This is a genomic window from Massilia sp. LXY-5 (assembly GCF_059801075.1).
The window spans coordinates 37,628-63,308 of the sequence record NZ_JBNNEH010000001.1 but is presented as its reverse complement, the minus strand read 5'-3'; the positions used below and the strand labels follow the sequence as shown (position 1 = coordinate 63,308).

Sequence of the window (25,681 nt, the reverse complement as noted above, 5' to 3'; positions counted from 1 at the left end):
TCTTGAGCCCACGCGGTGCGGCATGTGACCGTCGAAACCGCATTTCGATCGGGAGGCATTGCACCGCGTGGGCACGAGTGCCCACCCTACGTTACGCAACGGCCGGTGGTGAATCTTCCCTACTCCACCGCCTTCACCATCGACTCGATCACCTTCTTCGCGTCCCCGAAGACCATCATCGTGTTCGGCATGTAGAACAGGTCGTTGTCCAGCCCCGCATACCCCGAGGCCATCGAGCGTTTATTGACGATGATGCTTTTCGCCTTATACGCTTCCAGGATCGGCATGCCGGCAATCGGCGACTTCGGATCCTTGGCCGCCGGGTTCACCACGTCGTTCGCACCCAGCACCAGCACGACGTCGGTCTGGCCGAATTCGCCGTTGATGTCTTCCATCTCGGCTACCTGGTCGTAGGGCACCTCGGCTTCGGCCAGCAGCACGTTCATGTGGCCCGGCATGCGCCCGGCCACCGGGTGGATCGCGTAGCGCACGTTCACGCCGTGCTCCGTCAGTTTATCGACCAGCTCTTTCACCGAATGCTGGGCGCGTGCCACGGCCAGGCCGTAGCCGGGAACGATGATCACCGATTCGGCGTTTTGCAGGATGAACGCCGCATCTTCGGCCGAACCCGACTTCACCGGGCGCTGCTCCTGCGCGCCGGCCGCAGCCGTCGTCGCTTCTCCGCCGAAGCCGCCCAGGATCACGTTGAAGAAGGAGCGGTTCATCGCCTTGCACATGATGTACGAGAGGATGGCGCCCGACGAACCCACCAGCGAGCCGGCGATGATCAGCATCGAGTTGTTCAGCGAGAAGCCGATGCCGGCCGCCGCCCAGCCCGAGTACGAGTTCAGCATCGACACCACCACCGGCATGTCGGCGCCGCCGATCGGGATGATGATCAACACGCCCAGCACGAACGACAATGCCGCCATGATGGCGAACGGCGTCCAGGCCGGTTCCACCGCGTCGGAGAAGCAGAACAGCAAGCCCAGCGCGATGATGGCGATCGCGATGACGAGGTTCAGGATGTGCTGTCCGCCGAAGCGTACCGGCGCGCCCTGGAACAGGCGGAATTTATACTTGCCCGACAGTTTGCCGAAGGCGATCACGGAACCCGAGAAGGTGACGGCGCCGACGAAGGTGCCGATGAACAGTTCGAGCCGGTTCCCGAAGGGCAGCGCGCTACCGCGCGTGGCAATATTGAACGCCCAGGGCTCCGACACGGCGGCGATCGCGATGCACACGGCAGCAAGGCCGATCAGCGAGTGCATGGCCGCGACCAGTTCCGGCATCTTGGTCATCTCGACCTTTTTTGCGGCATAGGCGCCGATCGCGCCGCCCACCACTACGCCCAGCAGCACCAGCGTAAACCCCATGCCGCCGCGCGCGCCGTTGGCCGAGGCCGCGAACTCCGCCTGCAATTTAAAAATCAGGGCAACCGTCGTGACCGCGGCGATGGCCATGCCGGCCATGCCGAAGGTATTCCCCATGCGCGCCGACGAAGGCGAGGACAGCCCTTTCAAGGCCTGGATGAAGCAGACCGAGGCCACCAGATAGAGCAGCGTGACCACATTCATGCTGATGTAGTTCATGCCGCCTCCTTCGTTGCCGTCTTCGGCGCGGCCGCATCGGCGGAGCGTTTCGGTTCCTTCTTCTTGAACATCTCCAGCATGCGCTGGGTGACGAGGAAGCCGCCGAAGACGTTGACGGCCGCCAGCGCCACGGCGACCGTGCCCATGCTCTGTCCGAGTACCCCTTCGGTCAGGCCGGCAGCGAGCATGGCGCCGACGATGATGATGGCGGAAATGGCGTTGGTGACCGCCATCAGCGGCGTGTGCAGGGCCGGCGTGACGGTCCAGACGACGTGGTAGCCGACGTAGATCGCCAGCACGAAGATGATCAGGTTGATGATGGTGTGGCTGATGTCCATGTCCGTCTCCTTATTTGCGCAGCGATTCACGAAGATTCGCACCCTCGTGGCAGAGCAGCGTCGCGCGCACGATCTCGTCCTCGTGGTCGATGAAGAACTTGTCCTCCTTGTCGAAGACGAGTTTCAGAAAATCGAGCACGTTGCGCGCGTACAGGGCCGACGCGTCGGCTGCGACCAGCGCGGCCAGGTTCGGCTCGCCAATGATGTAGACGCCATGCTTGACCACGGTCTTGCCCAGTTCCGTGAGCGGGCAATTCCCGCCCTGCTCGATCGCCATGTCGACGATCACGGAGCCGGGCTTCATGGCGGCGACCGTTTCTTCCTTGATGAGTACAGGCGCCGCCCGCCCCGGGATCAGGGCGGTGGTGATGATGATGTCGGCCAGTTTGGCCCGTTCATGCACCAGTTCCGCTTGCCTGCGCATCCAGTCGGCCGGCATCGGACGCGCATAGCCGCCCACGCCCTGCGCGATCTCGCGCTCCTCGTCGGTAATAAAAGGCACGTCGATGAACTTGGCGCCGAGGGACTCGACCTGTTCTTTCACGGGCGGGCGTACGTCGGAGGCTTCGATCACGGCGCCCAGGCGTTTGGCAGTGGCAATCGCCTGCAGTCCGGCCACGCCGACGCCCATGATCAGCACGCGCGCCGCTTTGACGGTGCCGGCGGCGGTCATCAGCATCGGCATGAAGCGTTGATACGTGTTGGCGGCGAGCATCACGGCCTTGTAGCCGGCGATGTTCGCCTGTGAGGACAGCACGTCCAGCGACTGTGCGCGCGTGATGCGCGGCGCCGCTTCCAGCGCGAAGGCGGTGAGGCGGCTGGCCGCCATGGCGGCGGTGTTCTCGCTGTCGAACGGGTTCAACATGCCGACCACGACCGTGCCGGGCCGCATGCGGGCACGCTCGGATTCGTTGGGGGCGCGTACTTTCAGGACCATGTCGGCCGCAAACGCATCGTCTGCGCTGCCGACCGTGGCGCCGGCGGCGGCATAGGCCTCATCCGTTACCGCCGCATGCAGGCCGGCGCCGGACTGCACCACGACCTGGTGTTTAGCCGCCAGTTTCTTGACAGTTTCCGGAGTTGCCGCTACGCGGGTCTCGCCCGGCCGTGTTTCGGCCGGAATGCCGATTCTCATGCATTCCTCCTTCATGTTGGTGTTCTGTTCACAATCTAACACGTAAACATGGCCCTTTTGTCATTACATGCCTGCGGCTACCCCAGCCGTATGCTTCAGGGGTCAATCCGAGACACCGGCGCCACAAAGATGACGGTTTTTGTAGCAAATCGCTGCAATTACCGCTTTTTTGTTGCACTGCACAGGTACTTGCAAGCAACCCTTTGCGCACCGCTGTAGAATATCGGCTCATTTGTCGAGGACGCGCATGACCCATACCTTCAGACCGTCAGTCACTGTTGCCGCCATCATCGAACGGGATGGCCGTTTCCTCCTGATCGAGGAAGAGACGAGCGAAGGCATCAAGCTGAACCAGCCGGCCGGGCACCTGGACCCGAGCGAGTCGCTCGAGCAGGCGGTCGTGCGTGAAGCCATGGAAGAGGCGGCGCACGAATTCATCCCCACCGGCCTGGTCGGGATGTACATGTCGCGCTATTACTCGAAGTCGCGCCAGGCCGACATCACCTATCTGCGCTTCACCTTCTGCGGCACCGCCGGCAAGCAGTACGACCAGCCGCTCGACGACGGCATCCTGCGCACGCTGTGGATGACGCGCGACGAGATCGCCGCCAGTAGCGAGCGCCACCGCAGCCCGATCGTCCTGCAATGCGTGGACGATTACCTGGCCGGCCGGCGCACCGACCTGGCGCTGCTGTACACCCACCCGTCGGTATTTGAAGAAGGCCTGACAAGTAATCAGACCTAAACAAGCGGAATTGATATGAGCAAGAAAAAAGTCGTGATCGGAATGTCGGGCGGAGTCGACTCCTCGGTCGCGGCCTGGATGCTGAAGGAGCAAGGCTACGACGTGGTCGGCCTGTTCATGAAGAACTGGGAAGACGACGACGATTCCGAATACTGTTCGACGCGCCAGGACTGGATCGACGCGGCCAGCGTGGCCGACGTGGTCGGCGTCGACATCGAGGCCGTGAATTTCGCCGCCGAATACAAGGACCGTGTGTTCGCCGAATTCCTGCGCGAATACCAGGCCGGCCGCACGCCGAATCCGGACGTGCTGTGCAATGCCGAGATCAAGTTCAAGGCTTTCCTGGACCACGCGATGAAGCTCGGTGCCGACCTGATCGCCACCGGCCACTATGCGCGCGTGCGCGAAAATTCGATGGGCAAGTTCGAGCTGCTGAAAGCCTTCGATCACACCAAGGATCAAAGCTATTTCCTGCACCGGCTGAACCAGGCGCAGTTGTCGAAGTCGCTCTTCCCGCTCGGCGAAATCCCGAAAACCGAAGTGCGCAAGATCGCGGAAAAATTGAAGCTGCCGAACGCGGCGAAGAAGGATTCGACCGGCATCTGCTTCATCGGCGAGCGCCCGTTCCGCGACTTTTTGAATCGCTACCTGTCGCACAAGCCTGGGCCGATGAAGCTCGACAACGGGCAGGTCGTGGGCGAACACATCGGCCTGTCGTTTTACACGCTGGGCCAGCGCAAGGGCATCGGCATCGGCGGTTTAAAATCGCACAGGAATGCCGACGGCACCAGCGAGCCGTGGTTTGTCGCGCGCAAGGACATCGCCAACAACACCCTGTACATCGTGCAGGGCCATGACCATCCGTGGTTATTGTCCGCTCGCCTGGAAGCGGGCCAGGCCAGCTGGGTCGCGGGCGAAGCCCCTGCCCCCGGCCCGCTGTCGGCCAAGACACGCTACCGCCAGGCCGACGTTGCCTGCACGGTTGCGGCCGATGGCCTGGATCGCTTCGCGCTCGATTTCCTTGAACCGCAATGGGCGGTGACGCCGGGCCAGTCGGCCGTGCTGTATGACGGCGATATTTGCCTGGGCGGCGGCATCATCGACGGCGCCAGCGCCGTGAACGGGTAGCGCCGCTAGCGCGTGCAGTAAAAAGAAGGGTCGGCATTGCCGACCCTTCTTTTTTGTCCTCTGCCCGTCAGGCGCAGGCCAGCGCTGCTGCCTGCCTGGTCCCGCGCGGGCGCGCCAGCGTCCACTCGGCGCAAATCCAGTCTTCGAACTGTTCCGGCGCCTGCGGACGCGCGTACAAATATCCCTGCACCTGGTCGCAGCCGGCGCCTGCCAGGAACTGCGCCACCGGCGCCGTCTCCACACCCTCGGCCACGACCAGCTGGCCGAGGTCGTGCGACAGCTTGATCATGGTCGCCACCAAAGCGCGCTTGCGTTCATCCTGGTCGAGGTCGCGGATAAAACTCTGGTCGATCTTGACCACTTTCGCCGGCACGCTCTGCAGGTAGGCCAGGCTGCTGTAGCCGGTGCCGAAGTCGTCGATCGCCAGCTGCACGCCGCCCGCGGCCAGGCCCTCGAGGGTCGCGGCGGCCAGCGCGCGCTTGCTCATCAAGGCACTCTCCGTGATTTCGATCGCCAGTGCGCCGGGGGCGAGGTCGTGGGCGCGCAGGCGTGACAGCACGTGCTCGCAGAAGTCGGCTTCGAGCAGGTTCACGGCCGACACGTTGACCGCCACCTGCAGCGCCAGCCCGGCGCGGCGCCAGCTTGCGAGCTGGCGCAGCGCGCGCTCGAGCACCCAGCGCGTGGCTGCACGGGCCAGCGAGGTCTGCTCGATCACGGGAATGAATTCGCCCGGCGAGACCTCACCCAGCGCCGGATGGCGCCAGCGCAGCAGCGCCTCGGCGCCGATGCAGCGGCCGGTCGCCAGTTCGATCTTCGGCTGGAACACGAGGCGCAGCTGGCTGTCGTCGTTCAAGGCGGCGCCGAATTCGTTGGCGATCCGGAAGCGCCGCATGAACACGGCATTCTGCTCGGCCGAGAAAACGCGCACCCGGTGCGAGCCCTCGATCGCATCGTGGGCGGCACTGTACATGTCGCGCAGCAGGTCCAGGGGGGCCGCCTGACCGGTCGTGAACGGAGACACACCGACGGTGGCGGTGGTGACGAAACGGGCAGTCGGGCTGTCGGCGCGCAGCGCGACCCAGGCGCTGAGCCAGTCGCAAAAGCGCGCCAGGTCCGCGCCTGGTTCGGCCAGGAAAGCGAACTGGGTCGGACCGACGTGGTACAGCCTGCGCGCCGGTCCCAGCGCCGAACGCAGCGTACGCACCGCGTCGCCGACAATGTCCTCGTAAAAGCCGGCGCCCATCGCGCGCACCGCGCTGCTCATCTGCTCGGGCGTGGCCAGGTTCACCAGCGCCGCCAGGCGCGCCTCGCCCGCCGGGCGCTCGAGCGCGAGGTCGAGCAGGTCGTCGACGAACTGGTTGCGGTTCGGGATGCCGCTGACCGGATCGATGCGCCCGATCGCGTGCTGCAGCTCGATCTGCGCCATCACCATCGAGGCCAGGTCGGCAAGTCCGATGCGCTCGGTCTCGCTGATCGTGCGCGGCTCGGTGCCGAGGACGCACAGCGCACCGAGGCTATAACCGTCGCGCGTGACCAGCGGCGCGCCGGCATAGAAACGCACGCCGCTCGCGGCCAGGGGGCTGTCGCGATAGCAGGCCTCGACCAGGAGGTCGGGGATGACCAGCATGCGTGCCGTGTTCGCCACTTCGCCGCAGGGCGCCATGTCGCGCGGGATCGAACCATGCGCGACGCCGACGCGCGACTTGAACCACTGGCGGTCGACATCGGTGAGCGACACCGCCGCAATCGGCAGGCCGAACAGCTGGGCAGCCATCCGCGTGATGCGGTCGAACGCTTCGTTGGGAGGCGTGTCGAGCAGGTCGAGCTTGCGCAGTGCGTCGAGGCGGGCTGCTTCCAGCAGGACCGGCGGAGGTTGGCTCATGAGGATATGACGAAAATGATGAATTGACCCATTCTGATCGTCAAATTTCCATCAGTCAACTAAATTATTCTGAACCGACACGTGAATACACCATATTGTGGGCGAAACGCAATTAAAACGGTCTTGCAATCATCAATTCCGGCATTTTGTCAGATTCCTGAAGTAGAATGTTCATCAATTATTGCTTGAGTGGAACTTTGATTATGGATGTATCCAGCGCCGACCAGGGGGACGATCCGATCCTCACCACGCGCGAAGCAGGCCAACTGCTCGGGATTGCCGTCAGCACGGCGCAGCAATGGATCGAAAACGGCGTGCTGCCGGCCTGGAAGACGCCGGGCGGGCACCGGCGCGTGCGCCTGTCCGACGTCAGCGCCTTGCTGCGCGCACGTGCCGGCCTGGAGCCGTCGGCAGGCAGCGCCGATCCTGAAGACTTCGTCCCCGGCGCCGGCTGCGCCCTGCCCGGCCAGGAGCACGCGCGGCTGGACGCCTTGCGCGCCACCGGCCTGCTCGACAGCGAAGCGGAAGCCGTCTTCGACCGCCTGACCTGGCTCGCCGCGCAGATCACGGAGTGCCCGATCGCGCTGCTGTCGCTGGTCACGGCGCGCCGCCAGTGGTTCAAGTCGCGGATCGGCATCCACCTGCCGCAGACCGCACGCGAGGACGCCTTTTGCAGCCATACGATCGCCCAGGACGGGCCGCTGGTCGTGCCCGACACCTTGCTCGACGAGCGCTTCCGGCACAACCCGCTGGTGGTCGGCGCGCCGCACCTGCGCTTTTATGCGGGTTTTCCGCTGCTTGACGCGCGGGGTTTCCGGCTTGGCGCCCTGTGCGTCATGGACCGCGAGCCGCGCCGCCTGCGCGAGCGGGAAATGCGCGCGCTGGGCGAATTGACGGCCATCGCCGCCGAGGAGATCAGGCGGCGCTAGGTAGACGAGCTACCGCCCGCCTGCTGCTTGCGCACCACGGCGATGACGGTATTGCGGATGGTTTTTAGTACGGCGTCGGCCTTGAACGGTTTCACGATGAAGCCGTGCACACCGCGCGCCAGCGCGGCTTCGATGGTGGGTGCGTCGAGCGTGCCCGAGACCATGAAGACCAGGGTTTTCGGCAGGTTCGCGCGCAGCTGCTCGACGACATTGCTGCCGTCCTCGACCTGCTCGCGCGCGATGCACATGATCTGCGGGCGGTATTTCGCCGCCTGCACCAGCGCGCTGTGGCCGGTGTGCGCCTGGGCGACGACCTCGTAGCCGCCGTCCATCAATACCGTATTCAACAAGCCGCGCGAAATCGCGTTCGAATCGACTATCACTGCTTTGAGCATTCCGGATCCTTCTCGTTCAATGCGATTCGTAGGCCAGCATCTTCCACGTGACCCCAAGGCGCACGTCGGTCTTCAGCTGCACCAGCTGGCGCGACAGGTACAGGATGTCGCGCTCGGCGCGCAGGCGCTCGCCCAGCGGCGTTTTGAGGATGCCGGCGCCGGCCATGACGGCGTCCAGGCTGCCATAGGCATTCAGCAGGCGCGCCGCCGTCTTCATGCCGATCTTCGAGACGCCCGGCACGCCGTCGGTGGCGTCGCCCATCAGCGCCAGCAGATCGTGCAGCAGTTCCGGCGCCACGCCGAACTTGTTGCGTACCCAGGCGTCGTCGTGCCACTCGTTTTTAAAATGATCCCACACGAGGGCGCCCTGTGCGATCAGGACGTGCAGATCCTTGTCGGTGGTGGCGACGATGGCTTCCCCCCGGTTCTCGTTCAGCCAGCGCATGACGCAGGTGGCGACGACATCGTCCGCTTCGACTTCCGGCAGCATCGCCACCGGCACCCCGGCCGTTCGCAGGCGCTCCTGGAATTCCGGCAAGGCCTCCCGCAACACCGACGGCATCGGCGCGCGGTGTTCGCGGTAGCGCGGGTACAGCGCATGGCGCCAGGTCTGGCCGCCGTAGTCGAAAGCGGCCAGCACGTGGGTCGGCGCATGCGTCTCGAGCAGGATGCGAAACGACGAGAACGCGTGGCGCAGGGCGATGCCGGCCTTGAGATCGGAGTCGGGCTCCGGGCTGGCTTCGTAGACCCGGCGCACGATGTTCAGTCCGTCGATCGCGAGCAGCTTGGCCATGCGATTTACCTTGCGTAGTCGTACTTGCCGCCGCGTTCCAGTGCGCGCGCATAGGCCGGACGGGCATGGATGCGGGCCAGGAAGGCGCTCAGGCGTGGATAGTTTGCGCCCAGTCCGGCGCGCGAGGCGGCCGCTTCCAATGGAAAGCTCATCTGGATGTCGGCGGCCGTCATGTCACTCCCGGCGAACCAGTCGCGCGTGGCCAGTTCCGATTCCAGATAGTCGAGCTGGCTCTTGATGTTCGGCTCGACCAGGGCGCCCTTGACCTTGCGCGCGATGGTGCGTGCGATCGGTTTCGCAAAGAAGGGCATCGGGCCGTTCTCGATGCGGTCGAACACCAGTTTCATCAGCAGCGGCGACATGGCCGAGCCTTCCGCGAAGTGCAGCAAAAACGTGTACTTCAGTTTTTCCGGCGTACCGGCGGCCGGAATGAGGCGCCCGTTGCCGTAGCGTTCGACCAGGTATTCGACGATCGCGCCCGACTCGGCCACGACCGTGTCGCCATCCGTGATCACCGGCGATTTGCCGAGCGGGTGCACGGCCTTCAGTTCCGGCGGCGCCAGCATCGTCTTCGGGTCGCGCTGGTACTTCTTGATTTCATAAGGCAGGCCCAGTTCTTCGAGCAGCCACAGGATGCGCTGCGAGCGCGAATTGTTCAGGTGATGGACGGTGATCATGGGCGCATGCCGGTAGGATAAGACCGTTAGCTTAGCATTGTTGAAGCTTTCCAAAAAGGCAGGCCTGGCGGCAGGGTTCGGCACCGCACCGAGCCGGGCGCGCCCGCCCACTATGATGGGCTGCATGGGCAAGATCCACATCGGCATCTCCGGCTGGCGCTACGCACCCTGGCGCGGAAAATTCTATCCTCCCGGCCTGGCGCAGGCGCGCGAGCTCGACTACGCCTCGCGCCAGCTGCCGACGATCGAAATCAACGGCTCCTTCTATTCGCTGCAGCGCCCCGAGAGTTACGCCGCCTGGTATGCGGCGACGCCGCCCGGCTTTGTCTTCGCGGTGAAGGGCAACCGTTTCATCACGCACATGCTCAAATTGAAGGACATCGACGCGCCGCTGGCCAACGTGCTCGCCTCGGGCGTGTTCGAGCTGCGCGAAAAGCTCGGCCCCTTCCTCTGGCAATTCCCGCCGATGGTCAAATTCGATCCCGAGCGCTTCGAACACTTCCTCGGCATCCTGCCGCAGGATACGCAAGCCGCTTTGGAACTGGCGCGCCACCACCAGTCGCGCATGGAAGGGAAAGTGTCATTGGCGATGGATGCCAAACGCCCGATGCGCCACGCCGTCGAGGTCCGCCACGAGAGTTTTCGGGACGAGCGCTTCCTCGCCCTGCTCCGGAAATACAAGGTCGCCCTCGTCGTCGCCGACACGGCCGGCAAATTCCCCTACCTCGACGATGTGACGGCCGACTTCGTCTACATCCGCCTGCACGGCGACAAGGAGTTATACGCCAGTGGCTACGACGACGAAGCGACCGAGCGCTGGGCCAAACGCATCCGCGGCTGGAGCAAACATGGGGATGTGTACTGCTACTTCGATAACGATATCAAGGTGCATGCGCCCTATGACGCGCAGCGCCTGATAAGGGCGCTGGGGTTGTAGGGTGGGCACTTGTGCCCACGCGGTCCTACTCCGGCATACCACCACTGCCTACTCGATCAACATGTCGATGATCTCCGGTGTCCCGCCCCAATCCTCTGGATACACTGCTTGACGCACAGTGACATGGTGCGGCATCGTAATGCGGCGCCATGTAGGTGAGGATGGTTAAATCAATCGGGACGCATCGGCATCGGCGTTCCGATGGCAGCGCCGTGTGCGCAAGCTTAGACGGCGTGGGCACAAGTGCCCACCCTACTTTTTATGGAGCTTGATGACGCGATGGCTGTTGCCCACGGGCGGCGTCAACTCTTCCGGCGTCTCGCAGGTATTACAGCTCTTGCACCCGCCCCCGCAGCTGTCGGCCGTATCCAGCCAGCGCACCAGCTTCGAATCCGTGCCGCCGCGCGAGAGGCGGTTGACGATGCGGATGCGCCACGCGGCCGGCAGGTATTTCGCGCCGACGTAGACGGCGGCACCCACCACGACCAGCGCGACGACGAGTTCCTGCCACATCTCAGCCTCCGCCGAGCGCCAGCGCGACGCGGTAGGTGATGAAGGAAGCGATGTAGGCCAGCGCGAACATGTAGCCCGCCATCATCCAGGCATACTTGGCGCTGCCGGTTTCGCGGCGCACCACCGACAGGGTCGACAGGCATTGCGGCGCGTAGACGTACCAGGCCAGCAGAGACAAGGCCGTCGCCAGCGACCACGAGCCGGCGATCAGCGGGCCGAGGGTGTTCGCTACGTCGTCGCCGGAGCCGGCCAGCGCATACACGGTGCCGAGCGCGCCGACGGCCACTTCGCGCGCGGCCATGCCGGGCACGAGGGCAATGCAGATCTGCCAGCCGAAACCGATCGGCTCGAAAATGACCGACAAGGCGCGCCCCAGCATGCCGGCCACGCTGTAATAAATCGGCGGCTGGGTTGCACCTTCGGGCGCCCCCGGGAAACTCGAGAGGAACCAGACCAGCACCATCAGCGTCAGGATGATGGTACCGACCCGCATCAGGAAGATCCTGGCGCGTTCCCACAGGCCAAGGGCCAGGGTCTGCAGGTGCGGCCAGTGGTAAGCGGGCAGTTCCAGCATCAGCGGATGCTGGCCGCTGCCGCTGCGGCGTTTCATGTACCAGGCCACCAGCATGGCGCTGACGATACCGAGCGCGTACAGCACGAACAGCACCAGGCCCTGCAAGTTGACGATGCCGATTTTACGGTCGGGGATGAAGGCGGCAATGATCAGGGCGTACACCGGCAGGCGCGCGGAACAGGTCATCAGCGGCGCGATCATGATCGTCACCAGGCGGTCGCGCGGGTTCTGGATCGTGCGCGCGGCCATCACGCCGGGAATCGCGCAGGCGAACGAGGACAACAAGGGAATGAAGGCGCGCCCCGACAGCCCGACGCCGCCCATCATGCGGTCGAGGAGAAAAGCGGCGCGCGGCAGGTAGCCGCAATCCTCGAGGATCAGGATGAAGAAGAACAGGATCAGGATCTGCGGCAGGAACACGAGCACGCCGCCGACGCCGGCGATGATGCCGTCCACGATCAGGCTGCGCAGCGGTCCCTCGGACATGGTGCCGCCGATCCACTTGCCGATGCCCTCGACGGTGCTGGTGATGAAATCCATCGGCGCTTCGGCCCAGCTGAACACGGCCTGGAAGATGATGAACATCAGCGCAGCCAGCAGGATCGGGCCGACCACCGGATGCAGGACCACGTGGTCGATCTTCTCGGACAGGTTGCCCTTGTCGTGCGCGTAGTTGGTGGTGGCGGCGAGAATGCGCCGCACTTCGCGCTGGGTCTGCTCGACCGGAACGGCGTCGATACTGGACAAAGGCTGCGGCGTGGCCGGTTCGAGCGGCATGCGGTCGAGCGCTTCCAACAAGGCCTGTTCGCCGCCGGCCTGGATCGCGACCGTCTCGACCACCGGCATGCCCAGTTCCTGCGACAGTTTCGCCGTATCGATCTCGATGCCGCGTTTTTTTGCGACGTCGACCATGTTCAGGGCCAGCAGCATCGGCAGCCCGAGGCGCTGGATTTCCAGCACCAGGCGCAAATTCAGGCGCAGGTTTGTGGCGTTGACGACACAGACGACGGCGTCCGGCGCCGCTTCGCCTTCGCGCAGGCCGGCCACCACGTCGCGCGTGATCGCTTCATCCGGGGTTTGCGCGGACAGGCTGTAGGCGCCGGGCAGGTCGAGCACGCGCAGCGCGCGTCCGGCGGGCGAAGTAAAACTGCCCTCCTTGCGTTCGATGGTGACGCCGGCGTAGTTCGCGACCTTCTGGCGCGCGCCGGTGAGGCGGTTGAACAGCGCCGTCTTGCCGCAGTTCGGATTGCCGAGTAAAGCGATCAGGGGCGAGCGCGCCGCCACCTGTTGTTCCATGACGCCCATCGATTATTCCGGCTGGATTGAGACGAGTGCGGCCTCGAACTTGCGCAGGGCGAAGGTCGATTCGCCGACTTTGACGGCAACCGGGCCGCCCGGCAGCCCGCGTTTCAGCATGCGGATGCGTTCGCCCGGCACGAAGCCGAGTTCCATCAGGCGGCGCGCCACGTCCTGACCGCCCAGTGCGTGCGGCGCAAGGTGGATCACGGTCGCACTCTGTCCGGCCTTGAGGGCGTCGAGTGTGGTCAAAGTGGGGACTAGGGTCATGGCGGCGTTCCGGTGGTGTAGCGCTGATGAGACAGATACTAGCATCATAAACCTAAATGCGAATTATTTCTATTTGCAGCTTTGATCACACGACAAAACCGCTTGCGTTCGTCGAAAATTTTACGCAGAATAGAACACGAATGAGAACGATTCTCATTATTCGAGTGACAACTCAGGTAAAACTTCAGGGACTGCTTCGATGATCGTCTGTGTCTGCAACAACATCTCCGACCGTGAAATCCGCCAGGCCGTCGACCTCGGCATCACCTCGATCGCCGCACTGCGCGCGGAACTGGGCCTGGGCACCGATTGCGGCAAATGCATCAGCTATGCACGCGAAGTGCTGCACGAAGCCCTCGACAGCAAGACCGTGGTTACCGAACTGAGCTTCCGCTCCTCCCAGCTGGCCTGATCCCACCTGTTGCTTGCGCCGCGGTTCCGGCCGCGCGCTGCTGCCCTTTTGCTATGATGGTGGCAACGCACACCAACAATAAGGCACATCATGAAGGGCGATCCCAACGTCATCCGGCTGCTCAACGCGCAGCTGACCAACGAGCTCACCGCGGTCAACCAGTACTTCCTGCACGCGCGGATGTACCGGCACTGGGGTTTCTTCAAGCTCGGCAAGAAGGAATACGACGAATCGATCGGCGAAATGAAACATGCCGACAAGCTGATCGACCGCATCCTGATGCTCGACGGCCTGCCGAACCTGCAAGCCCTGCATAAACTCCTGATCGGCGAAAACACCGAAGAGATGCTGGCCGCCGATTTGAAACTCGAGCGCAGCGCCCAGATCACGGTCAAGGAAGGCATCGCCGCCGCCGAGCTTGCGGCCGACTACGTCTCGCGCGACCTGCTGCTCGAGATCCTCGAGGACACCGAAGAGCATATCGAATGGCTCGAGACCCAGCTCGACCTGATCGTGAAGGTCGGGATCCAGAATTACCTGCAGAGCCAGATGGCCGAGTAAGGATTTCAGTTTCACCGGCGGGCGGCTGTGCCGTCCGCCTCCTGCATCACCCACACCGGCGCCGACCACAGGATGTTGCCATCGGCCTGGGTCAGCTTCGCATAATAAAAATGCGCGCCCACCGACGGCGTAAAACTGACGTTCGCCTCGCTCGCCATTTGCGTGACGGCCCCGTTCCGTCCCGGCACCCCTTCCATGATCGCCACCGACGCCACCTGCTTGCCCGCCGTGCTGGCGAAATGCGCCACCAGGTTCAAGGGACCGCTATTCGTCAACCGCTCGCCCATCATGCGGCCGTTGGCGGTCAGCACCAGCTGCGAACTTTTATCCATCGTCGCGAACACGCGCCGCGCCTTCAATGCGTCGATGAAGCTGGCCTGGCTCAAAGGCTCGCCGTCCGGGATCAGCACGCCGGTGCGGTTCGTATAGGCCGTGCCCCAGTTGGCGCAGTGGTTGTCCTGGTTGGTACTGAAGGCAACGTGATACCCCGCCTCCAGCACCTTGTTGCAGGCCACCTCGAAATTGCTTCTCCGGGTTTCCGCTTCCTTGTCGTTGCTTGAAAAGGCCGTGCTGTTGACTACCTCGCACAGGGCCATGGCCGCGTCGCCGTCCGCGGTGTAGCCGAGGGCGGTGCCATTCACCGTGAACTGGCCGCTGGCTGACGGATGGTTGAACTGGCCGACCCAGCCGCGCTCGCGCATCAGCGTGTATAGAAACGCGTAATCGCTGCGCGGCGTGGCGACATCGGCCAGCAGCTCGCCTTGCCCATTCTTTTCCCAGCCCAGCAGCTGCTCGCTGTTAAAAATGTTGACGTGGCCGCCCTTGTTGATGACGCCCCACTCCATGCCGTAGACGGCCAGGAAATCCGGGTGCGCGGCGTTGAAGCCGGCGGCGATGTCGAGCCCCTTGCGGTACAGGGCCTTGGCCGCGGCCGGGTCGGCATTCGGTTCGGTGCCGTCCGAACCGTCGTACATGTGGTTGTGCTCGGACGCGACAAGGATGTCGAGGCCGTGGTTCCTGGCGTAGGCAAAGGCGGCGTCCGGCCCGTATTTCGCCGTTAAAGGATCCTGGGCGCCCTTGCAGTCGCTCAGTTCGGCGCCGCCGTCGCTGTGGTTGGTCTGGCTGTGCAGGTTACCGAAGTAGACCGTGTAGGGCAGCGCCGCCGTGGAGGCTTGTGCGCCCGGCTGGCGCAGGCCCGGCCTGCCGACCGGCAGCGGCGCAAAGGCCGGCAGGGTAGCCAGGCGCGGCGGCCCGAGCTCGATCTGCCAGGTCTGCTCGTGGACGTCGGCCGAGGGTGCATGCGAGAGCGCAGCGCGGCTGGCGGCGCGCAGGCGCACCTGGTACACGCCGGCGGCCAGCTTGCCGGCATCCTGGCCGGACCATTCCACCCGCACCGACACCGGCTGGTCTGCCAGCGGCGTGCTGCCCTGCCAGCGGCGCACGACGAGCTCGCGCGGACCGATCAGCTCGAGCTGCCAGTCGACGACTTGCGCCTGGCGCGCATTCGGATAATCGAAGGCGAGGGTAAACGTACGCGCGTCGCCCTTGCCGGGGTCAAGCGCCCGATACGGGGCGAACAAGGTGGCTTCAAATTCGCTGTGTTCGTCGATGGCTGCAAAGGCGCCGGGAGCGCAGCAGCACAGCAGAAACAGGGCGAAGCAGGAGGGAGTAGAGATAAAGGTTTTCATGATGCAATTGTTGCAATTGCATCATGATCAGCCCTTGCGCCAGGCCGGGCGTTAGTTGCCTTTAACTATATCTTTTTTGACAAAAGGACAGCCGGGTGCAGCCCGATGCCGGCGCAGGTGCCGGCGCGAAGGCGGCACCTGCGCCGATACCTCATCTCGTCAGAAATGGTATTCGGCGCGCACCATCGGCGTGCTGGCGCGCTGGCCGCGCCCGCCGGTAGTGGCGCGCGTGTTGCCGAACTTGTTGTTCCAGAACTGGTACTCGAGGCCGACCCGCAGGCGGTTCTTCGCCTGGCCGAAGTGGGAGCTGAGGTCGTACATCAGCGCCATGTCGATGTTGGTCTCGGCGCCGGTGCCGTTGCCCACTTCATCCTGGCCCTTGGCAGCGATGAACAGGCCAAAACCCTCGAACGAGACGCGCTCGACCACGGGAATCGCCCAGTTGACCGACAGCGCGGCGTGGGTGTCGTAGGTGTAGCGGCCGTTGACGTTCGAGATCGGCGGGAAGGCGCCGCTCGGCGCGTTCGATTCGCGCAGCAGCAGCACGCTCGTGTTCAGGAAACCGGGCACGTCCCACATCAGGGTCGGGCCGGCGACCAGCATGCGCTTCCTCGAGTTGTAGCCGACGTCGTTCTTGGTGTTCCAGTCGAAGCCGAAGGTGGCGCCGACACCCTTTACCGGGCCATAGCGCATTTCGGTGCCGCGCAGGGCGCCGATGTCGAGCGTGTGGCGGTAGACGATATAGGCTTCCTGGGCGCCTTCGCTTTGCGTCAGCGAGGCCGGATCGGCTTTATCCGACTGCAGCAGGTCGACGTTGAAGAAGTTGCTGCCGTACTTGTAGCCGCTGGCGTGGGTCAGCGCGAAGATGTGCTTCTTGATGGGCTCCGGATTGAACGGCTCGGCGAAGCGGGTGCCGTAGCGCCAGCTGATCGAGGTGTCGCTCCAGTCGGCAGCGCCGGCGGCGGCACAGGTGAGCAGCAGGGAGGCGCCGGCGGCGCACAGGATTTTATTGGTCATGTAATGGTCTTGGACTGAGGTTGCTCGCGTTTTGCCTGATTGGACGGCTCCTGCCGGCGCGCGACATGCAGCTCGACGCGGTGCACCTGGCCGTCGTCGACCAGTTGCAGCGTGTCGCCGCCGACATCGACGCCATCGACCCGCAGCGCGGCGGCATCCAGCACGCGCACCTCGATCGCATACGTGGTGGCGCGATAGCGGTACTGCAGGCGGAAGCCCGGCCAGCCGCAAGGCAGCTGCGGCGCCAGCACCAGCCGCTCGCCGACGCGCTCGATGCCGAGCAGCGATTCGACGACCAGCCGGTACATCCATCCGGCTGAGCCAGTGTACCAGCTCCAGCCGCCGCGCCCAACATGGGGAGCGGCCGCGTGTACATCCCCAGCAACAACATACGGCTCCAGGCGGTAGCGCGCGCAGTCGTCCAGCGTGGCCGCAAGGCGCACGGGATTGAGCATGTCGAACAGTTCCCAGGCGCGCTCGGTGTTCCCCATGCGCGCAAAGGCCATCGCGCCCCAGAGCGCCGCATGCGTCGCCTGGCCGCCGTTCTCGCGCACGCCGGGCGCGTAGCCACGCAGGCTGCCGGGATGCAGGCTGCCGGCCTCGAAGGGCGGATCGAGCAGCCGGATCAGGCGCGATTCCGGCCACACCAGGTGGGTGTCGACCGCCGCCATGGCGCTGGCCGCGCGCTCCGGGCCGGCGGCGCCGGACAGCACGCTCCAGCTTTGCGAGACCAGGTCGATGCGGCATTCGTCGCTATCCTTCGAGCCGAGCGGGGTGCCGTCGTCGAACCAGGCGCGGCGGTACCATTCGCCATCCCAGGCGTGGTTTTCGAGCTGGGTGCCGAGCGCCTGCGCGGCGGCGCGGCAGGTGGTGGCAAAACCGTAGTCGGCGCGGCGGTCGGCCAGTTCGGCGAAGCGGCTTAACACCTCGATCATGAAAAAGCCCAGCCAGACGCTCTCGCCGCGTCCCTTGGCGCCGACGCGGTCGAGGCCATCGTTCCAGTCGCCGCTGCCGATCAGGGGTAATCCATGTTCGCCGAAGCGCAGGCTGTGGCGGATCGCGCGCACGCAGTGTTCGTACAGGTCGGCGCGCTGGCTGGACTCGCGCGCCAGGTCGAAATACGACTCCTCGCCGAATGCGAGCGCACGCCCTTCCAGATAAGGAGCCGACTCGCCCAGCACCGCGAGATCGCCGGTGGCGCGGATGTAGCGGCAGGTGGCCAGCGGCAGCCACAATAAATCGTCCGAGCAGCGCGTGCGTACGCCGCCGTTCGCAGGCGGATGCCACCAGTGCTGCACATCCCCCTCGACGAACTGGTGCCCGGCGCACAGCAGCAGGTGCTCGCGCAGCAGTTGCGGACGCGTGTGCACCAGTGCCATCGCGTCCTGCAACTGGTCGCGGAAACCGTAGGCGCCGCCCGACTGGTAATAGGCGCTGCGCGCCCACATGCGGCAGGCCAGGGTCTGGTACACGAGCCAGCCGTTGGCGAGCACGTCGAGGCTGGGGTCGGGCGACTCGACGCGTACCGCGCCGAGCGTCTCGTCCCAGTACGCGTTCACCCGTTCGATTGCCGCTCGGGCCGCCGTACTGCCGCCATGGCGCGCCGCCCGCTCCGGACCGCCGGCACCGAGCACGAACACCAGCTCCTTCTGTTCTCCGGGCGCCAGCTCGAAGGCGACCTGCAGCGCCGCGCACGGATCGAGTGCGGCGCCGCTGCTGCCGGACAGCCCCGCGCGGCTCAGGGCCTGCGGCGCGCCCAGATGCCTGCCGCGGCCGATGAACTCCATGCGGTCGCAGGTAAAGCCCGCTTCCTGCGCGTCGACGTGGAAGAAGGCGGCATGCTCCGCGCCATCGCTGTTCCAGGCATTGCGTGCGCACAGCGCGCCGCTGGCCGGATCGCGTCCGGTCACGACGTGCATGCTGGATGCCGCACGCAGCTCGCCCAGCACCCATTCGACATAAGCGGTCGCCGACAGGCGCCGCGGCACCGCGCTGTCATTGCGTACCCGCAGCACGCTGTATTTTACCGGCGCATCGTGTGCCACGAACTGCGTCAGTTCGGTGCGGATGCCGTGCGCCCTGTGCTCGAACACGCTGTAGCCGAAGCCGTGGCGCGTGAGGTAGTCGCCGCCCGATGGCGCAGGCAATGCGGTCGGCGACCAGAACACGCCGCTCGCTTCGTCGCGCAGATAAAACACTTCGCCGCCGCGGTCGCCCACCGGATCGTTTTCCCAGGGCGTCAGGCGCAGGTTGTGGGCGTTCCCGCTCCAGGTATAAGCCTGGCCGCTTTCAGAGACGACCGAGCCGAAATCCGGGCTGGCCAGCACGTTCGACCAGGGGGCCGGCGTCGGCCGCCCGGGCTTTATACGGATGAGATATTCGCGTCCGTCGGGGCTGAAGCCGCCGATGCCGTTGTCGAGCAGGAGCGCGGGCGCTTCGGTTTCCGATTCGGCTTCCGGCACAGGAGCGGCCGCGGGCTGCGGCGCGGCCGTGCGCAGCGCCGGCATGCCGGTGCCGGGCGCCGCCTGCGCACGCCGCAGCTGCTCGGCCAGGCTGCCGCCTTCGCCCACCAGCACCACGCGCGCCAGCGCCGCGATCAGGACCCGGTCTTCCTGCGGCAGCTGCTCGAGCACCTGCAGATACACACCGCCCGGGCGGTCGAGCAATGCGGCCGCACTGCTGGCGGCGATGAGCTCCAGGAGCTGGGCGTGCAGCGAACGGGGCGCGCTGCCGCCCTCCCCGCACCAGATCACCAGGTCGACCAATAAACCCTTATGGCGCCACCAGGCATGGGCCTGCAGCAGCTGGCGCGCCAGCCCGAGCCGGGCCGCGTCCTGGATCTGCACCAGCACGATCGGCAAGTCGCCCGAGATCGCATATGGCCACAGGCCGGACTGGCCGCGGGTATTGCGCGCGATGAGCGCCGGATCGGCGCGCAGTCCGCGCTGCGGATACAGCACGGCGCCCGCCAGACGCGCATACAGCTGGGCGTCCGCTTCGCTCGCATGCAGGGACTGGAGCAATGCCTGGCCCTGGGCCCAGGCCAGCTCGAAGGTATGTTCGACACAGTGGCGCTGCGCATACTTGGCGGCCAGGTGCAGGGCGGCGTCGCGCTCGCCCGCCACGCCGAGCACCAGGTCGACCGTGATCTCTTCGTCGGGCGCGAGCGTCACCACGCGGCGGATCACCAGCGCCGGATCGAGCACCGCACCGGCCGCGCCATCGAGCGGCCTGTCGGTCGCCATGGCAGCGGGCAGCGCGTTGCGATTGCCGCGACCGATGAAATCGGCGCGGCTGGTTTCGAACGAGGCCGCTTCGGCCTCGACGCCGTGCACCGCCATCGCATGCAGCAGCCAGGGCGTCGCTTCCCCTTCCGCGCGCGGCCGGCGCGTGCAGAGGATGGCGGTGCGATCTTCGACGATTTCGCTCTGCACGAAGAGTTTGCTGAAAGCGGGGTGAGCGTCGTCCTGCGCCGGCAAGGACAGCACCGGTTCCGTATAGCTCGTCAACTCGATGCGGCGCGGCCGCCCGGACAGATTCTTGATGCGCATGCGGCGCAGCTCGACATCGTCCTCGGGCGCGACCACGATCTCGGTCACCAGCTCGATGCCGTGGTCGCGCCGCCGCAACTGCACCTTCTCTTCCGCGAACACGGCCTCGTAATGCTCGGGCTGGGCCAGCGTCGGCTGCCAGGCGCCGGACCACAGCGCGCCGCTGTCCAGGTCGCGCAGGTAGCAGAACAAGCCCCAGTCGTCGCAGGTTGCGTCCATCCGCCAGCGCGTGAGGGACAGTTCGTTCAAGCGGCTGTAGCCGCCGCCGTCGCTCGTCACCATCACGTGGTAGCGCCCGTTCGACAGCAGTTGCAGCTGCGGCTGGGCCACACCGGCGCGCGTAACCGAACGGACCGGCAAAGGCGCCTCGGGCGCGCCCTGCTGCGCATCGAGTTCGAAGGCGGCGGACTGGATGGCGCCGCTCGCCGGCACCGGTTCCTGCAACAGGAGCAGCGCCGCGCGCAACTGCGGATCGGCCTCGAAGCGCCGCTGCATCGGACGCCCATGCAGCAAGGAGGACAGGGCGAGCAAGCCCATGGCCTGGTGGTCGGAGGCAAAGGCGCGCACGATCGCGTGACGCTGGCCGCGCGGCAGGCGCGCGCCGGTGTAGTCGATCGCCTCATACATGCCGTAACGGCCGGTGCAGCCCAGCGCGGCGATGCGCTCCAGGTTGGCGCAGGCCGCTTCGGGCGCCACCATCAGCGCCAGCAGCGAAGCATAGGGTGCGACCACGAGTTCGTCGCCGAGGCCGCGCGCCAGGCCCATACCCGGTACACCGAAGGCGCGGCGTTCGTAACGCAGGCTGCCGTCAAAACGGTTGCAGAGCGCATCCGACATGCCCCAGGGGATGTCGCGCCGCGCCGCGTACGCGATCTGGACGCGCACGGCCGCGCGGCAGCTGCGGTCGAGCAGGGTGTCGCGGTAGGCCGGCATCACCAGCTGCGGCGCCAGATAGTCGGCCATGGCGCCGTTCGGCGAGAGGAGTAACTGTTCCCTGCCGACGATGCACAGCTGGCGGCCGAGGGCGGTCCAGTGCGTCTGCGGCAGCCCTCCCTGGGCGATGCCGACGAAGCTGGCCAGGCGCGCAGTCGAGGCCAGTGCATCGCAGGCGCCGTCTTCGAGCCGGTCCGCGGCCAGGTCATAACCCGGCGCCAGCGAATTCGTGTCGCGCCGCAGGAGCCAGCCGAAATCCATATCGGCGAATGCGCGCGCGCATGCGGCCAGGGTCGCGATCTCGCGCAGGCGCGCCTGCGCCGTGGCGGCGCCCTCCTCCACCATTTGCGCCAGGGCCTGTTCGGCCTCGCTCGCATCGGCGGCCGGCCTGCTCATTGTCGCCAGTTCGCGCAGGGTCGGGACCCGCGTCAGGCCGGCATCGAGCACGTATTCCTGCACCGCGCGCATCCAGGGCGCCAGCACCAGCAGGTCGTCGCGCGCCGCGCGGCAGTCGGCGTCAAGTCGCGTGGCCCAGTCGCGCAGCTGGGCGTCCGCCTCGTCCGGCAGCGTCGCCAGCAGCATCGAGGCCGCGCGTAGGGCCGCTCCCAGGCAGTCGGCCAGGCCCGGCAGCGTCTCGCCATTGCGGCAGCGCTCGGGCGCCAGCGCGTCGCGGCAGCTCTCCAGCGCCTTGCGCACGACGGACGGTGCGCCTTGCGCATGTTCTTCCACCACCTGCAGCGTGGCGCGCAATCCCTCCAGTGCGCGTACGCTGGCGATGGGCGCATCGAGCAGGCCCTCCAGGCCCGTCGCCAGGGTCAGCAGGTGCGCCGCAAGGCTGCCGCTGGCGACGGTATCGACCCGCAACGGCGGCAGGGGCGCCAGCGTGCGCGTGTCGTAGCCGGCATAAAAATGGCCGCGGCGGCGCTCGAGCAGGGCCATGCTCTCGAAGGCGGCACGCACCCGCACCAGCACGGTGGCACCCGGCACGAAGCCGAAGTCCCAGGCCGTCAGATTGGCCAGCAGGGACAAGCCGATCTGGCTCGGCGAAGTCGACTGCGTGATGGCCGGTTCGGGGCGCTCCTGGATGCCGGCCGGCGTTAACCAGTGGCTGTCCGGGCCGACCACGTCTTCGAAATAGGCCCAGCTGCGGCGCGCGAGCTTGTCCAGGAAGCGCACCTGTTCGGGCGAGAGCTTCGCTGGCGGCCGCTCGAACGGCAGGCTGACCCACCAGGCCAGCAGCGGAGACAGGAACCACAGCAGCAGCAAGGGCGCGGCCGCGAACAGGGCGAAGGGATGCAGGAAGGTCAGCAGCACGGCGACGAGCACCGAGAACGTCGGCGCGAACCACATGCTGCGCCAGGCCGATTCGACGTCGGTGCTCGAGCGGATCAGGCTCGACGCCTTCCATTGCAGCAGGTGGCGGCGCGAGACCAGCATGCGCCAGCCGGTGCGTGCGATCGCGTGCAGGCTGTACCAGGCTTCGTGCGGCAGGAAAGCGGTGCCGGTCACGGCATGGGCGAGGCTGCCCGCCGCGCCATGGGCCCAGCGAGTGAAATGCTGGCGCCACAGCAGGTCGTGCGGCTTGTCGACCAGGGTGACGCCTATCCTGAAAAAGGCCGGCAGGAAGAAGACCGACAATCCCGCCGCGCTCCAGAAGGCAGGCCCCGGCAGCAGCGACCAGCACAGCACCAGGGTGGCGGCGAGGGTCGGCGCCACCAGGCTGCGGCGCAGGTTGTCGAACAGCTTCCAGCGTGCCAGCGCGCTCAAAGGGTTGGCTTCGCGCTGCCCGTCCCGGGACGGCACGCGCGCGCGCAGCCAGCCGGCCAGTTGCCAGTCGCCGCGGATCCAGCGGTGGCGGCGCGCGATGTCGTCGCTGTAGCGCGCCGGCCAAGCCTCCACCAGCTGGGTATCGCTGAGCACAGCGCTGCGCAGGTAGCAGCCTTCCAGCAGGTCGTGCGACAGCACGGCATTGTCGGGCAGGCGCCCGGCCAGCACACGGACATAGGTGTCGACTTCGTAGATGCCCTTGCCGATGAAGGAGCCTTCGCCGAACAGGTCCTGGTAGACGTTCGATGCGGTGCGGGTGTACGGATCGATTCCCGGCGCGCCGCCATACATGCGCTCGTAGCGCGAGGCGCGCTCCAGGGGCAGCGAAGTCGCCACGCGCGGCTGCAGCAAGGCGTGGCCGGCGATCACGCGGCGTCCGTTCGCATCGAGCAGCGGCTGGTTCAAGGGGTGCGCCATCGCCGCCACCATCCGGCGCGCGCTGTCGATCGGCAGCTGGGTGTCGGCATCGAGCGTGATGACGTACCGGATGCCCTCCAACTCGCCGGTATTTCCCTCGACCAGCATGAAGCGTTCGCGCGCGCCGCCGCGCAAATACGCGTTCAGGTCGGCCAGCTTGCCGCGCTTGCGCTCGCACCCGGTCCAGGCGTGCTCGCTGGTACTCCAGACGCGCGGCCGGTGCAGCAGCAGGAAGGGTTGATCGGCATGGCGCGCATTCAGGGCCGCGATGCCGGCACGGGCTTCTGCCAGCAGTTCGACGTCGCCGAACATCGTTTCCTCGGGCGCATCCGTGAAATCGGTGAGCAGGCAAAAGCGCAGCTGCGGGTCGCGGTTGGCGAGGTAGCGCAGCTCCAGCCCCTCGCACAGCGACCTGAGGTTCTCGCTGCTGTCCAGCAGCGCGGGGACGACGACCAGCGTGCGCGCATCCGGCGGGATGCCGCTACTGAAATCCATGCGCGGCAAGGGTTTCGGTGCCACCAGGCGCGCGACCATCAAATCGGTGAGCGTCAGCGCCAGCTGGCTGGCGCCGAAGGACACCAGCAGGCCGAGCACGACCAGCAAGCCGGCGCCGGCGCCGGCCCGGTAGGCGTGCACCAGCAGTGCCGCCGTAAACAGCAAGGTAAAGCCGCCGATCGCGCCGAGGTAGGCCAGCAGGGGTCGGCGCCGCGCCGCGCGCCGCAGTGCGAGCAGCATGCCGCGTGCGGGCGGCAGTTGCGCGCGCAGCACTGGCAAGCCATCGCCGACCAGGTAGTGGCCCACATGTCGCATGCGCAGATCGAGGCCGCCTTCGGCCAGCGCCAGGGCGGCCGCCGCGACCTCGCTTTCAGGCTGGCCGCACTGGCGCGCCAGGCGCTCGACGGTGTGGCGGTAATGGTCGCGCGTGGCGAAATCCATGCGGCCGTAGACGCCCGCCGGGTCGCGCCGCAGCACCTGCTCGACCACGCTCGCGGTCTCGACGAAGGCATGCCAGTCGATGCGCTCGAGCCGGCGCAGGCTGTCGAGGCTGTTGGTGAACGAGGCCGCGTCGAGGGCCTGCTCTTCGGTGGCGCGCGCCGCCTGCGCCTCGACCGTCAGGCCCTCGTCGGCGAGCCGGGCGCCGACCCAGTGCAGCACCTGGGCCAGCGCTTCTCCCTGCCCTTCCAAAAGGCGCGCCAGTTCGGCCACGAAAGCGGGTTGCAAGGGCTGATTGGTGCGCGCCATGTCGGCCACCAGCAGGACCAGGTCGCCGGGGCGGCGTTCGGCCGTCTCGCGCATGCGGGCGGCCCAGTCGCGGGCGAGACCCTGCTGCTGCAGGCTGGCGTGCAGGCGCACGGCGAGCCGGCGCAGGTTGTCGATCAGCGCCAGGCGCAGCATGATCGGGAACGCCCACAGCTCGCCCAGCGTGAGCGGCGCACCTTCCTGGTAGGCGTTGATAAAACGCGCCAGGTTCGGTTCGTCGATCAGGCCGTCCCCATGCATGACGACTTCGAGCGCCAGCGCGTGGACCCGCGGCTGGCCGGCGACTTCTCGTGGCACGGCCAGGCGCGGCAGCGCACGGCTGTAGGCGCGCGGCAGGTGGCGGCGCGCGGTGCGGACCTGGCCGTCGATCAGGCGCCAGGCGTCGAGCAGGCGCTCGGCGGCCGGGGCCGTACGGCCGTCCCGCGCGGCCTGGGTCAGCGAGGTGCAGGCGGCGGCGATGGCGGCGGCGTTGTCCGCCAGGCGCGCCAGCAGGTCCTCGGCGCGCGCATCGTCCTGCGCGCCCGACAGCCCATGGCGGCCAGCCAGGCTGCGGCCGTGCTGCGCCATGCGCGCGGCATCGAAGCGCTCGGCGCGCAGCGGCGCCCCGTCCGCGGCGTCGGCGTCGCGAACGGGCGGATGCCCCGCGCGCGGCGCGTCGGCCTTGGTGTGCAATTCGTCGTTCAACAGGAGCCTCGATGATGAGCGTGCATGCGAAACACGTCGCATGCCATGCTAGAACGTCATCGGTCGAGGGACTGTGCGTTAACGAACGCAGCGGCGCGAACGCAGCGGCGCGAACGCAGCGGCCGGA

General features: G+C 66.4%; 19 protein-coding genes. 6 read left to right on the top strand and 13 right to left on the bottom strand.

The genetic code is table 11. The annotated features are described in order from the left end of the window. Nucleotides 1–119 precede the first annotated feature (119 nt). The 3 genes from ACI48I_RS00245 to ACI48I_RS00235 are packed head-to-tail and all read right to left on the bottom strand — an operon-like array spanning nucleotide 120 to nucleotide 3,065. Entirely contained in the window at nucleotides 120–1,592 is a 1,473-nt protein-coding gene (locus ACI48I_RS00245) for an NAD(P)(+) transhydrogenase (Re/Si-specific) subunit beta (RefSeq protein ID WP_193688098.1), read from the bottom strand. Beyond that, nucleotides 1,589–1,930, bottom strand: coding sequence for an NAD(P) transhydrogenase subunit alpha part 2 (locus ACI48I_RS00240; RefSeq protein ID WP_193688097.1), 342 nt, complete (start codon nucleotides 1,928–1,930; stop codon nucleotides 1,589–1,591). Before ACI48I_RS00240 ends, ACI48I_RS00245 begins: the two co-directional genes overlap by 4 nt. 10 nt (nucleotides 1,931–1,940) lie before the next feature. Further along, the gene (locus ACI48I_RS00235; protein ID WP_498573002.1) at nucleotides 1,941–3,065 is read right to left on the bottom strand and encodes a Re/Si-specific NAD(P)(+) transhydrogenase subunit alpha; all 1,125 of its coding nucleotides are present in this window, start codon (nucleotides 3,063–3,065) and stop codon (nucleotides 1,941–1,943) included. Nucleotides 3,066–3,312: 247 nt separating this feature from the next. Here ACI48I_RS00235 and ACI48I_RS00230 point away from each other — a divergent pair, with 247 nt between their 5' ends. Both ACI48I_RS00230 and mnmA read left to right on the top strand, forming a co-directional pair. Further along, entirely contained in the window at nucleotides 3,313–3,810 is a 498-nt protein-coding gene (locus tag ACI48I_RS00230; RefSeq protein WP_498573001.1) for an NUDIX hydrolase, read from the top strand. Nucleotides 3,811–3,825: 15 nt separating this feature from the next. Beyond that, on the top strand, nucleotides 3,826–4,938 hold the full coding sequence (mnmA, locus tag ACI48I_RS00225; protein WP_498573000.1) for a tRNA 2-thiouridine(34) synthase MnmA: 1,113 nt from the start codon (nucleotides 3,826–3,828) through the stop codon (nucleotides 4,936–4,938). A gap of 67 nt (nucleotides 4,939–5,005) precedes the next feature. On the opposite strand, the gene ACI48I_RS00220 is transcribed toward mnmA, so the two are convergent. Continuing rightward, the gene (locus ACI48I_RS00220; protein WP_498572999.1) at nucleotides 5,006–6,820 is read right to left on the bottom strand and encodes a putative bifunctional diguanylate cyclase/phosphodiesterase; all 1,815 of its coding nucleotides are present in this window, start codon (nucleotides 6,818–6,820) and stop codon (nucleotides 5,006–5,008) included. Between the two features lie 203 nt (nucleotides 6,821–7,023). On the opposite strand from ACI48I_RS00220, the gene ACI48I_RS00215 reads away from it, so the two are divergent. Further along, the gene (locus ACI48I_RS00215; protein ID WP_498572998.1) at nucleotides 7,024–7,749 is read left to right on the top strand and encodes a GAF domain-containing protein; all 726 of its coding nucleotides are present in this window, start codon (nucleotides 7,024–7,026) and stop codon (nucleotides 7,747–7,749) included. On the opposite strand, the gene ACI48I_RS00210 is transcribed toward ACI48I_RS00215, so the two are convergent. From ACI48I_RS00210 to ACI48I_RS00200, 3 genes are read right to left on the bottom strand one after another with little or no spacing between them, the layout of a single operon-like run. Then, on the bottom strand, nucleotides 7,746–8,144 hold the full coding sequence (locus tag ACI48I_RS00210; protein ID WP_498572997.1) for an ANTAR domain-containing response regulator: 399 nt from the start codon (nucleotides 8,142–8,144) through the stop codon (nucleotides 7,746–7,748). The two genes, ACI48I_RS00215 and ACI48I_RS00210, sit on opposite strands and share 4 nt — an antisense overlap. 16 nt (nucleotides 8,145–8,160) lie before the next feature. After that, a complete protein-coding gene (locus ACI48I_RS00205; RefSeq protein ID WP_193688090.1) occupies nucleotides 8,161–8,937 on the bottom strand; it encodes a 5'-3' exonuclease in 777 nt (258 codons plus the stop codon). A 5-nt stretch (nucleotides 8,938–8,942) separates the two neighbouring features. Continuing rightward, nucleotides 8,943–9,614 carry a glutathione S-transferase family protein gene (locus tag ACI48I_RS00200; RefSeq protein WP_498572996.1) on the bottom strand — a complete coding sequence of 224 codons (672 nt, stop codon included), beginning with the start codon at nucleotides 9,612–9,614 and terminating at the stop codon, nucleotides 8,943–8,945. Between the two features lie 124 nt (nucleotides 9,615–9,738). Between ACI48I_RS00200 and ACI48I_RS00195 the strand changes: the two genes are divergently transcribed. Further along, entirely contained in the window at nucleotides 9,739–10,551 is an 813-nt protein-coding gene (locus ACI48I_RS00195) for a DUF72 domain-containing protein (RefSeq protein ID WP_498573337.1), read from the top strand. A 252-nt stretch (nucleotides 10,552–10,803) separates the two neighbouring features. On the opposite strand, the gene ACI48I_RS00190 is transcribed toward ACI48I_RS00195, so the two are convergent. The 3 genes from ACI48I_RS00190 to ACI48I_RS00180 are packed head-to-tail and all read right to left on the bottom strand — an operon-like array spanning nucleotide 10,804 to nucleotide 13,204. Next, nucleotides 10,804–11,064, bottom strand: a complete 261-nt coding sequence (locus tag ACI48I_RS00190; protein ID WP_498572995.1) for a DUF6587 family protein — start codon at nucleotides 11,062–11,064, stop codon at nucleotides 10,804–10,806. Nucleotide 11,065: 1 nt separating this feature from the next. After that, nucleotides 11,066–12,943, bottom strand: a complete 1,878-nt coding sequence (gene feoB, locus ACI48I_RS00185) for a ferrous iron transporter B (RefSeq protein WP_498572994.1) — start codon at nucleotides 12,941–12,943, stop codon at nucleotides 11,066–11,068. Nucleotides 12,944–12,946: 3 nt separating this feature from the next. Further along, nucleotides 12,947–13,204 (bottom strand): FeoA family protein, encoded by a 258-nt coding sequence (locus ACI48I_RS00180; RefSeq protein WP_136221979.1) that lies wholly within the window; start codon nucleotides 13,202–13,204, stop codon nucleotides 12,947–12,949. A gap of 199 nt (nucleotides 13,205–13,403) precedes the next feature. Between ACI48I_RS00180 and ACI48I_RS00175 the strand changes: the two genes are divergently transcribed. Beyond that, entirely contained in the window at nucleotides 13,404–13,616 is a 213-nt protein-coding gene (locus ACI48I_RS00175; protein WP_193688086.1) for a (2Fe-2S)-binding protein, read from the top strand. A gap of 90 nt (nucleotides 13,617–13,706) precedes the next feature. Further along, on the top strand, nucleotides 13,707–14,177 hold the full coding sequence (bfr, locus tag ACI48I_RS00170) for a bacterioferritin (protein WP_193688085.1): 471 nt from the start codon (nucleotides 13,707–13,709) through the stop codon (nucleotides 14,175–14,177). An 11-nt stretch (nucleotides 14,178–14,188) separates the two neighbouring features. Here bfr and ACI48I_RS00165 read toward each other — a convergent pair whose 3' ends face one another. The 3 genes from ACI48I_RS00165 to ACI48I_RS00155 all read right to left on the bottom strand — a co-directional run bounded on the left by ACI48I_RS00165 (nucleotide 14,189) and on the right by ACI48I_RS00155 (nucleotide 25,554). Further along, a complete protein-coding gene (locus tag ACI48I_RS00165) occupies nucleotides 14,189–15,865 on the bottom strand; it encodes a CehA/McbA family metallohydrolase (protein WP_498572993.1) in 1,677 nt (558 codons plus the stop codon). A gap of 159 nt (nucleotides 15,866–16,024) precedes the next feature. Continuing rightward, the gene (locus ACI48I_RS00160; RefSeq protein WP_193688083.1) at nucleotides 16,025–16,882 is read right to left on the bottom strand and encodes an outer envelope protein; all 858 of its coding nucleotides are present in this window, start codon (nucleotides 16,880–16,882) and stop codon (nucleotides 16,025–16,027) included. After that, nucleotides 16,879–25,554 carry a glycoside hydrolase family 94 protein gene (locus tag ACI48I_RS00155; RefSeq protein ID WP_498572992.1) on the bottom strand — a complete coding sequence of 2,892 codons (8,676 nt, stop codon included), beginning with the start codon at nucleotides 25,552–25,554 and terminating at the stop codon, nucleotides 16,879–16,881. The genes ACI48I_RS00160 and ACI48I_RS00155 overlap by 4 nt, the downstream gene beginning before the upstream one ends. Nucleotides 25,555–25,681 lie beyond the last annotated feature (127 nt).